Annotated in this window: 8 protein-coding genes; all 8 read left to right on the top strand. The window is 65.5% G+C overall.

Annotated elements, in window-relative coordinates; genetic code table 11:
- A partial coding sequence (locus tag VMJ70_15795; GenBank protein ID HTO92594.1) for a hypothetical protein occupies positions 1-244 on the top strand: 244 nt, incomplete at its 5' end.
- Entirely contained in the window at positions 244-1,362 is a 1,119-nt protein-coding gene (locus VMJ70_15790; protein ID HTO92593.1) for a hypothetical protein, read from the top strand. The genes VMJ70_15795 and VMJ70_15790, both read left to right, overlap by 1 nt.
- Positions 1,359-3,401 carry a hypothetical protein gene (locus tag VMJ70_15785; protein ID HTO92592.1) on the top strand — a complete coding sequence of 681 codons (2,043 nt, stop codon included), beginning with the start codon at positions 1,359-1,361 and terminating at the stop codon, positions 3,399-3,401. The genes VMJ70_15790 and VMJ70_15785 overlap by 4 nt, the downstream gene beginning before the upstream one ends.
- The gene (locus tag VMJ70_15780; protein ID HTO92591.1) at positions 3,398-4,921 is read left to right on the top strand and encodes a hypothetical protein; all 1,524 of its coding nucleotides are present in this window, start codon (positions 3,398-3,400) and stop codon (positions 4,919-4,921) included. The genes VMJ70_15785 and VMJ70_15780 overlap by 4 nt, the downstream gene beginning before the upstream one ends.
- A gap of 296 nt (positions 4,922-5,217) precedes the next feature.
- On the top strand, positions 5,218-7,311 hold the full coding sequence (locus VMJ70_15775) for a T9SS type A sorting domain-containing protein (protein ID HTO92590.1): 2,094 nt from the start codon (positions 5,218-5,220) through the stop codon (positions 7,309-7,311).
- Positions 7,312-7,473: 162 nt separating this feature from the next.
- Positions 7,474-7,992 (top strand): acyl-CoA thioesterase, encoded by a 519-nt coding sequence (locus VMJ70_15770; GenBank protein HTO92589.1) that lies wholly within the window; start codon positions 7,474-7,476, stop codon positions 7,990-7,992.
- A gap of 3 nt (positions 7,993-7,995) precedes the next feature.
- Positions 7,996-9,408, top strand: coding sequence for a dihydrolipoamide acetyltransferase family protein (locus VMJ70_15765; GenBank protein ID HTO92588.1), 1,413 nt, complete (start codon positions 7,996-7,998; stop codon positions 9,406-9,408).
- Positions 9,409-9,421: 13 nt separating this feature from the next.
- A partial coding sequence (lipB, locus tag VMJ70_15760; protein HTO92587.1) for a lipoyl(octanoyl) transferase LipB occupies positions 9,422-9,940 on the top strand: 519 nt, incomplete at its 3' end.

Below are 9,940 nucleotides of genomic sequence, written 5' to 3'. Positions count from 1 at the left end.
CGCGATCGACTTCAACCAGCCGGCCGACAATTCCCTGCGCTCGATGGTGGGCCTCGAGTGGCAGTGGGAGAAGACCTTTGCGCTGCGCGCCGGCTACAACATCAACGCCGACCTGCTGAAGCTTTCGGCGGGCGCGGGCTTCTTCGCCAAGATCGGCGGCACTCAGTCCACGATCGACTACAGCTACACCGACGGCGGCTCGCTGGGCGGGGTCAACCGCCTGAGCCTGGGGCTGAGCTTCTGATGCGACGGCTCCTCGTCCTTCCGCTTTTCTTGCTCATCTCGCTCGCCGCCGGATGCGGCACGGGTTTCAAGCTGCCCACCGAGCAACACGTGGCGGTGGTGCCGGGCAACGGCACCTACGGCCTGATCGACCGCTGGAGCGGGCTGTCCAACATCCGTGACCTGGTGTTGACCAAGGCGGATGTGACGTCGAACGAGCAGCTGTTCGTGCTCTTCAGCACCGCCGGCAACGACACCGGAAAAGTGCGCGCCTACGCCACTCACTCGAACACGCAATTCAGCTACCAATACAACGGCATGATCAATCCCTGGGCGCTGTGTGCCACCGCGACGCGGCTGTTCGTGCTCGATCAGGGCGATACCTGCCTCGCTCGCGCGGTGCGTCCCAGTTCCGGCCGCTGCGACAGCAACGTCGTGAACTTCCAGTACTACTGGCACGTGCGCGAGTACTTCCCGGACGGCGGCGATACCATCAGCACCTTTACCGACACGACCATGGCGTGGGTGCAGGGCATCGCGGTCGACAACCTGCAGCGCATCTACGTCTCCGGGCTCTACATCCTGGTGACCATCAATCCCGACAATCCGTTCCTCTATTACCGACGCCTCGTGTGGCAGGTCAATCGGTACCTGCGTGGCGCGGGCGACCCCAACATGCCGGGTTCCAACTGGCATCGCGATCCGACCTACGTGCTCGCGGAGGGCTCCGGTCTCGGCACCGTCATGAATCCACAGGGACTGGATTGGAGCCCGAACGGAAGCGGCGCACTCTACCTGTCCGACACCGCCAACAATCGAGCGCAACGCCTCGGCGACCCGCGCTCGGGAGACGATTACCTGATGCTCGATACCGACAATGGCCCGCTCACCTCGCCGGTCGACGTGTGTGCGGATCTGGCGGGCTTCGCCTACGTGGTGAACGGTGGCCCCAACTTCGGAGTCTTCCGCTATCAGGGGATCGGGCAGGGACTGAGTGAGATGGTCCAGCGCGTCGACGTGTACACCGACGTCACCACTCCGCGACTCCTTCAGCCAGTGGCAGTCACGGCCGACAGCGACCGTGTCTACGTCGCCGACGCGGGACGCGGCGAAGTCTCCATCTTCCAGAGGCGCCGGTGAAGCTCGTTCCTTCCATGAATCGCGCGCGCGCCCTGGGCGCGACCCTGGCACTACTGTTGGCAGGTCTTCCGCTCGCCGCGCGCGCCGCCGACCTGGATCACCGTGGCGCGGGTGAGCGCTTCTCGCAGGAGAACGTCACCGCGCTCGACTCGGTTCAGTACCGCCAGGTCGTGACCAGCAACAATCTGATGAGCGTGACGCTCACCAACTACGGTTTCTTCGGCAACAATTTCATTTCCCGTGCGGCATCGCTCGAATACCCGGCCGGGCTCGGCTACGAGCACATGGTGCGCGGTGGCCTGTGGGTCGGCGCGCACACGACTGCTGGCGGCGTCGAATCCAACGACGTGGTGACCGGCACCACCGACGGTTCGACCTCTAGTGCCAGCCAGGGAGCGACCGAGTTCACCCCCGCGGGCAACGAATTCGGGCGCCGCTCGATCCTGCTCACCGATCCGTTCTACAACACCAGCGCGGTGAGCGAGCAGGACATCATCGCTCAGTTCAGCGATTTCCCGGCCAAGCGGGCGGCCAGCAATCAGGAAGATCACCGGCCGATGGGCCTGCTGATCACGCAGACCACTTATTCGTGGTCGTTCAGCGATTATGCCAACATCCTGTTCCTGCACTTCGATATCAAGAACACGGGCCCGACCATGACCAACGTCTGGGTGGGCTGGTACAGCGAGTTCGCGAGCGGCAACAAGAACGCCTACGTCAACTGGGCGCCGAGCAGCGCCGATCCCAGCGGCACCGGAAGCTGGTTCAACAAGAAGCAGATCGTGTGCGACGATTCCCTCCGACTGCTTCGCGAGCACTACTGCGCGTCGCTGCCGATTCCGGATGGCTGCCAGTACGCTCGCGCGCCCTATTGGATCGGCGTGCGGGCGCTCGGAACGCACGGGCTCGCCGAGGACACCACCACCAGACAGGTCACGGTGGCGGCGTGGAGCTGGGCGCCGAGCAGCCCGTATCGCGCGTTCGACAATCAGCGTTACGCGATCATGTCGGCGGGGACCATTCAGCCCTTCATCGGGGATTCTCTGCAGCCGGTGACCGGCGACCCGGTCGAGCTGATCTGCCTCGGTCCGTTTCCGCGCATCTACACCGACAGCACGGTGTCGGTGGACTTCGCGTTGGTGGGGGGCTCCACCGATCTCGACATCCAGCATAATTCGCGAGTGGCGCAGCGCGCCTTCGATCTCAACTACATCGTTCCCATACCGCCCCCTTCTCCGCGCCTCCACATGGTGGCGCGCAATCAGGGACTCGACTTCTACTGGGACAATTCCCCGGAGAGCGCGGTCGACCCCACCAGTCCGATCCCGCACGACTTCGAGGGGTATCGCCTCTACCTGGGGGAGACGCGATCCGACCTGAAACAGATCGCGTCGTTCGATTCCAACGTTCCACCCGGCGACACCACCGGCTTCAACACCGGATTCAATGCTGTGAAACTCGCGACGCCCGTCAACTTCAACGGCGTCAATTACCAGTACAAGTACTCGATCAACGGGCTGAAAAACGGGTTCAAGTATTATGCGTCGATTACCGCCTTCGATCTCGGCAACACCATCATCGAGTCGCTCGAGAGCGGCCAGACTCAGAACCTCACCCTGGCCGTGCCATCGCCGTCGCCGGGTGAAGACCAGGGCGAGGGCCCGGTCGTATTCCCCAATCCCTATCGGGTCGAAGCGCGCTGGGATCAGGGCCAGAACATCCGCGACCACTACCTGTGGTTCACGCGGTTGCCCAAGCGGTGCACGCTCAAGATCATCACCCTCTCGGGCGACGTGATCCTCGAGCAGAACTTCGACGGTTCGACCTACAACGGCTCGAACGCGCGGGGGGTGTATAGCTCGCAGCGCGACGCGCCGCTGGCCGCGCCGAGCCTGTCCGGCACGTCGTTCGCCTGGGACCTGATCACCAAGGCCGGCGAGCCGGTGGCCACCGGACTCTATCTCTACACGGTCGAGGACAAGGACACCGGCAAGCGCACGGTGGGCAAGTTCCTGATCGTGAAATCGGATCGCGAATGAGCGCGCGTCGGATTCTGGCACCGCTGGCGCTCCTGCTGCTCGGCTACGCCTTGCTGGGCGGCTGTGGTGGCGCCAAGAAGGTGCTGGTCGGAGACATTCCGCCCGAGACCGTGATCGCGGTGCGCTCGGTCGCGCCCGACACCCTGGCGGCCGTCAATCATCTCGTGCGGCTCCACTGGTTCGGCAGCGATCCCGACGGCGAGGTGGTCGCCTACGACATCCGCTTCTTCAATGGTGCGGCGCCGGCCGACACCAGCTGGCATCGCATCCCGTGCGCGACCGAGGACTGCACCGATTCGCTGTTCACCATCTACTCGCCGAGTGGCTACACCAAGGCGAAGTTCGAAGTGCGCGCGGTAGACAATCAGGGAGTGGTGGATCCGACCCCCGCGGTGCAGACCTTCAGCTTCCTCAACACCGCACCGACCGTGATCTTCACCTCGGCGCCGGCTGCGACCGACAGCACCTACGCTACGGCAACGGTGAGCTGGAACGTGGGCGACGCGGGTGGCGATCTGGCGCATCTGAGCTTCCACGTCTATCTCGACGGCCAGGCCGACTACGACAGCGTCTACAGCGGTGGGCCGACCGCCACCTACACGGTGCCGAGCGCGCGCTTCCTGCAGGGCGGCCAGTGGCGTTCGGGCCCGCGCACGCTCTACGTTCAGGCGGTGGACGACGGCGGGCGCCTCGGCCCGGCGGCCAGCACGACTTGGTACGTACGCTCGCCGGGGCTGGTGCCGATGTCGGGTAACGGCCGCGCGCTGCTGATCGACGACTGCCGGAGCAGCGTCGTCAACAACTTCACCGTGGATACGATGTATGCGAACGCTCTGGCGCGGAACCTCCCCGCCGGCACCTTCAGCGTGCTCAAGCTCCAGTTCAATCCGGCCGCAATCCGGTCCGATCGCGATCTCGCCCAGACCTTCCGCCAGTTCGACGCCGTCATCTGGTACCGGGGCTGGGAGACCAGCGCCGCCACCACGCTTCAGGCTCACCGGGACAGCATCGCCGCCTATTTCACTCACGGCGGGCGCTTCTATCTCGAAGACATGAACATGATCGACGGGCCGAATCTCAGTCTGTTCCAGAATCCGGCGCTCCAGATTCCGCCGTTCCCAGAGAGCTACGCGATCCAGCACTTCGGCGCCGTCCGGCTGCGGCGTTATCTCAACGCCACCTTCCACGATTCCACCGTCGCCTGGGATGCCGCCTCGGGTGCCGCGGCGCAAATGCGCTCGAGCGCCCTGCGCGACAGCTTCAATTTCATTCAGACGTCTCTGCTGATTCCAGGAATGCGTTCGTTCGAACCGGTGGATACGAGCAACGTGCTGATCTGGGCCAAGCCGAACGCCATGAGCCCCGCGACCCCGGAACAGCAGCCGATCGCGATGACCGTGCGGCAGCCCGGGGGTGGCCGGGTCATCGTCTACTCCTTCCCGGTCCGAATCGCGGTCGGGAACTTCAGAATCCTGGCCAAGTCCCTGTTCGACCCGGTCTACGGGCTCTACGCCCCTTAGCGCGTCCCGCAGGACGATTCCCGCGATCCGCAGCAGCAAACTTCCGCCGGCATTCGGCCCCGCGCGGATCGCTCATCCCATTATTTCGTTGTGGCTTAGGTCAGGTTCCTGTTAGACTCGGGGCGTCATTCACCATCCCATGATCGAACCCTTGCGCCGCCCTACCGGCCGCCTCGCTTCCGAGGCTTCCGGCCGGGGGGACCAGCACGGAGGCTAACGCCCAACCTCGAGTCGTGCTCCTGAGTCTCCAAGTCCGCAACTCTTCAAACTTTGAACCGCAACCGAGGGAAGAGACCATGAAGAAATTCGCCACCCAAGTTCTCGCGGTCGCCGCGCTACTGGTGCTCGGGGCCACAATGGCCTCGGCGGCCAATAAGTACCCGCCCGGGCCGTCCTACCGAAGCTGTACCGATTCGCTCACGATCTACTCGATCGAGCAGACCGACACCACGCTCGCCCCCTGCCACCCCGCGCTCCTCGACACGGTGCTCGGAGTGCGTGGCGTGATCGTCGGGTTCGACCCGCGCGGCTCGGCCTACGGGTTCTACATCCAGAATGGCACCGGCCCCTGGACTGGCATCGACATCTTTACCGGCGCCTCCAACTATCTGAGTTCGGTGCCCAGTTCACCGAGCGGCGGCAACCTGGTGCTGGGAGACAGTGTGGCCGTCTATGGAACCACGCAGGAGTTCCCGGACAACGTCAACGGGACCACGGAGATCGAAGGGCCAGACGTGAATCAGAGCACCAACGACATCATCATCCGCAAGGTGGGCCACACTAGCCTGCCTCCAGTCGCGTCGGTGTCGGTTCACAACCTGAGCTGGATCGCGGCGACCTCGCCGCAGGGCGAGGCCTGGGAAGGCTGTCTGGTCAAGATCATCGGCCCGCTCAAGGTCGCTCGGATCTCGGGTACGGGAATTCTGTCGAGCAATTACCTGGTCACCACGGTGCCGCCGTCTGCCGACAGCGTGCTGGTTGACGGCTTCACGCTCACGTCGGTGGCTGCCAGCGCTCCATCGGTCGGAACCGTCATCGATTCGATTTACGGCATCGTCAACGAAAACACACAGGCTGGCGCTACCTCGTATCGCATCCAGATTCGAGGAGGAAACGACGTCTACGTCGCGGTTCCTCCCACCCTGGGCGACGCCTATCCGATTGAGGACAACAAGCTCCGGCTGATCTTCGATCGCGACGTGGATCCGACCACGGCGCAAGATGCCGCAAATTACACACTGGCCTCTGGCATCGACGGCTCGACGGTGGATTCCGCGGTGATGGAGACCATCCCCGGCAGCGTCGTGGATCTGAACATCACGAGCGTGCGCACCGATGGTGACTTCGAGTCGGTGACTGCTACCGGCATCGGCGCCGCAAGCTGCCCGGCCTGTGTGATCTCGCCCGGGCAGACGAGGAGCTTCGTGAATGGCGTTCTCACGATCGCCGAGGTTCAACAGCCCGATCCGGCCAATCTGCCGCTGTTCGACGATCGCTCGCGCTTCGCTGGCGCTGGTGCGCTCACTGGCACCCGGCTGACCTTCCGTGGCATCGGGATCGCTCCGTACGGTGGCTCGCTCTATTACATGATGGACGAGAACGGCCAGCAGCGCGGCGGTATGTCGGTATTCGGCCCGACCGCTCCGATTCTGCCGGGTCATCGCTACGAGATCGCCGGCGTGGTCCAGGAATTCGGCGGTGAGACCGAGGCCCTCAACACCGTGCTGGTGACGGACGAAGGCATCGGCACCATTCCGGCCCCCAACGTTCAGCCGGTCGCCGTGCTCAAGGACACCACCACCGACATGACGCAGACCCATCTGACCGGCGAGGACTTCGAGGGCATGCTGGTCAAGATCAGCTACGTGCGGGTGACCGAGCAGCGCGCGGTTGGTTTGAGCTGGTTCGCGGCCGGGCCGAACGGCACGTTCTCCGACACGATTCTGGTTTCTAATTTTAATGGCGTGCTCAACGGCGTGACGCCTCCGGACTCGGCCCACACCGTAGACGTCACCGGCGTCCTGCACTTCGCCGCCGGCACGTTCCGCGTCTGTCCGCGCAATGCCAGCGACATCGTGGACCACGGGTTGAACGTCGGTGTCACCCCGGGCAGCATCGGGGCGATCTCGTTCGCGATATCGCCGAACCCGGCGCGCACCAGCAAGATCGCCTTCGCGATTCCGAAGCACTCGCAGGTGAGTCTCGGCGTGTTCGACCTGCAGGGCCGCCAGGTGGCGCAGCTGGCCAACGGCTCGTTCGCGGCGGGCACGTACTCACGCGAGTGGTCGGGACTCGACGCGTCCGGCAACCGCGTGCATTCGGGCGTCTACTTCTACCGCCTCAAGGTGGGAAGCGAGACGCGCGTGCTGCGCGGCGTCCTGCTGCAGTAATCGCAACGTCTCAGGCGGCGGCCGGGGATCGAAAGATCCCCGGCCGTCTGCGTTTACGAGGGGAATCGGCATGGCTCGCAAGCGTGACTTCGGCCGCGATTGGCGCGGCGCCGAGCGCTTCCCTATACTGGCTGCCGTTCTTTCCGGAAGGGGAACCGCTCGTTGACCGAGGATCGAAACCAGGCGCGCCACGTCCGCGACTCCGCGTCCGAGATGACGCAGCTGGTGCTGCCGCAGCACGCCAATGTCCACGGCAGCGTGCTGGGTGGTACCGTCATGCACTGGATCGACCTGGCGGCCGCGGTGGTCGCCAACCGCCACTGTCGGCGGCCGGTGGTCACGGCCTCGTTCGACGAGATGTCGTTCCTGGCGCCCATCCAGATCGGGCAGCTCGCGCTGATTCATTCGCGCATCACTCTGGTGGACAAGAGCAGCATGGAAATCCGTGTGGACGTCGAGTCCGAAGATCTGCTGAGCGGCGAGCGTCGCCAGACCGGGACCGCCTACGTCACCTTCGTAGCGCTGGATCCGGTCACTTCGCGGCCCACTCCGGTGCCGCGGCTGATCCTCGACACTCAGGAAGAGAGGGAGGAGCACGCGCGCGCGGTCGAACGACGCCGCCTGCGCCTCGAACGGCGAAAGAAAGCGCTGGCCGAACGGGCCGCGCACAGGGAGGGTTGAAGCATGGCGATCTCGATCGTGGTTCCGCAGCTCGGGGAGAGCGTCGCGGAGGGCACGGTTTCCAAATGGCTGAAGGCGGTCGGCGACCGGGTGCGCAAGGAAGAGCCGCTGGTCGAGATCCAGACCGACAAGATCAACGTCGAGATCCCTTCGCCGGCCGACGGCACGCTGCAGTCGATCGTGGTGCCCGAGGGCACGACGGTGCTGGTCGGAACCGAGATCGGCGTGCTGGCCGGCGCCGGAGAAGCCGCCGTCGCGCCATCCGCCGCCGCGCCGGCTACCGCGTCCGCCGCGGTCGCGCCTGCTCCCGCTCGCGCCGCCGCGGCCGCCCCGCCCGCCGCGCCTCCCACGACGTACGCGCCCGCGGCCACCGCCGCGCCGCCCGCGGCGCCGCCTTCGCGCGTGGCGCCCGCGCCGGCCGGCAATGGCGACTCCACGCTCGGCGACGGCCGCAATCTCTCGCCGGCGGTTCGCAAGATCATGCGCGAGCAGAACGTCTCGTCCGCCGAGATCGCATCGATTCGCGGCTCGGGGATCGCGGGGCGCGTGACACGCGACGACTTGCTCGATTACCTGAACCGCCGCGGCGCGGCGGGTCCGACCGGCGCGCTGGCGCCCGGATTCGCGAGCCCGCTCGCTCCGGCCATTCCGACCCCGGCCGAGCCTCTCCCTTCGTTTCTGCGAGCCGCCGCGGCGCCGGCCGCCGGCGGCCCGCGCACCGAGACGGTGCCCTTCACCAAGGTTCGCCGCCTGATCGCCGAGAACATGGTGAAGGCGAAGCACACCGCCGCGCACACCCACTGCTTCGACGAGGCCGACATGAGCGCGATCGTGGCGCTCAAGAAGGAATGGTCGCCACGGCTCGAAGCCCAGGGCGTCAAGCTCACCTACATGCCGTTCTTCATCAAGGCCGCGACGCTGGCGTTGAAGGAGTACCCGTGGATGAACGGCATGGTGTCGCCGCAGGGCGACGCCATGATCCTCAAGCACTATTACAACATCGGCATCGCTGTGGGACGGGATGAAAAGGGGCTGATCGTTCCCAACATCAAGGATTGCGATCGCAAGAATCTGGCGCAGATCGCGGCCGAAGTGAACGACATCGCGGCGCGCGCCCGCGCCGATCGGCTGAAGCCCGACGAGATCCAGGACGGCACGTTCAGCATCACCAACGCCGGCGTCTACGGCGCGACCAATTCGTCGCCGGTGATCAACGTGCCCGAGGTGGCGATCATGGGCGTCCACAAGATCGTCGAGCGGCCGGTGGTCAAGAATGGCCAGATCGTGATTCGCCCGATGATGAACGCCTCGATCGGATTCGACCATCGGGTGGTGGACGGCGAGCTGGCCGTCAAGTTCCTGCGCCGCGTCTGCTCGCTGCTCGAGCAGCCGGAGCTGCTGTGGTTCGTGGCCTGATCGGGAGCTTCGCATGGCGACGCTGAACGCCGTGGCATTGGGACCGACCTCCTATCGCGACGGCCTGCGACTGCAGGAGGCCATGGTCCGCGCCCGCGTCGAAGGCCGCGAGCGCGGCGAGCGCGCCGATTGGTTGCTGTTCCCGGATCATCCGCCGGTGCTGACGGTGGGCCGATCGGCGCGCGATCTCAAGCTGCGCGTGCCCGAGGCGGCGCTCGCGGAGCGCGGGCTCGAGGTGTTCGACGTGGCACGCGGCGGCGACATCACCTGGCACGGCCCGGGTCAGTTGGTCGGCTATCCGATCTGCGACCTCGATTCACTCGGCCACGATCTGCATCGCTTCCTGCGCGAGCTGGAGCAGGTCATGCTCGATCTCGCGGCGCGCTGGAACATCGAGGCGCGTCGCGTCGCGGGGCGCACCGGCATCTGGGCCGGCGGCGACAAGCTGGCCTCGATCGGGGTCGCGGTTCGCCGCTGGGTGACGTACCACGGCTTCGCGCTCAACGTTTGCCCCGATCTCTCGGACTTCGAG

It is taken from the genome of Candidatus Sulfotelmatobacter sp., from assembly GCA_035498555.1.
Lineage (GTDB): Bacteria > Eisenbacteria > RBG-16-71-46 > RBG-16-71-46 > RBG-16-71-46 > DATKAB01.
This window is presented reverse-complemented; position numbering and strand designations above follow the sequence as displayed.

Excerpts from the sequence above, each read along its gene's own strand:
- VMJ70_15790 (HTO92593.1), top strand. The coding sequence starts at position 244 with ATGCGACGGCTCCTCGTCCTTCCGCTTTTCTTGCTCATCTCGCTCGCC.
- VMJ70_15780 (HTO92591.1), top strand. The coding sequence starts at position 3,398 with ATGAGCGCGCGTCGGATTCTGGCACCGCTGGCGCTCCTGCTGCTCGGC.
- VMJ70_15775 (HTO92590.1), top strand. The coding sequence starts at position 5,218 with ATGAAGAAATTCGCCACCCAAGTTCTCGCGGTCGCCGCGCTACTGGTG.
- VMJ70_15765 (HTO92588.1), top strand. The coding sequence starts at position 7,996 with ATGGCGATCTCGATCGTGGTTCCGCAGCTCGGGGAGAGCGTCGCGGAG.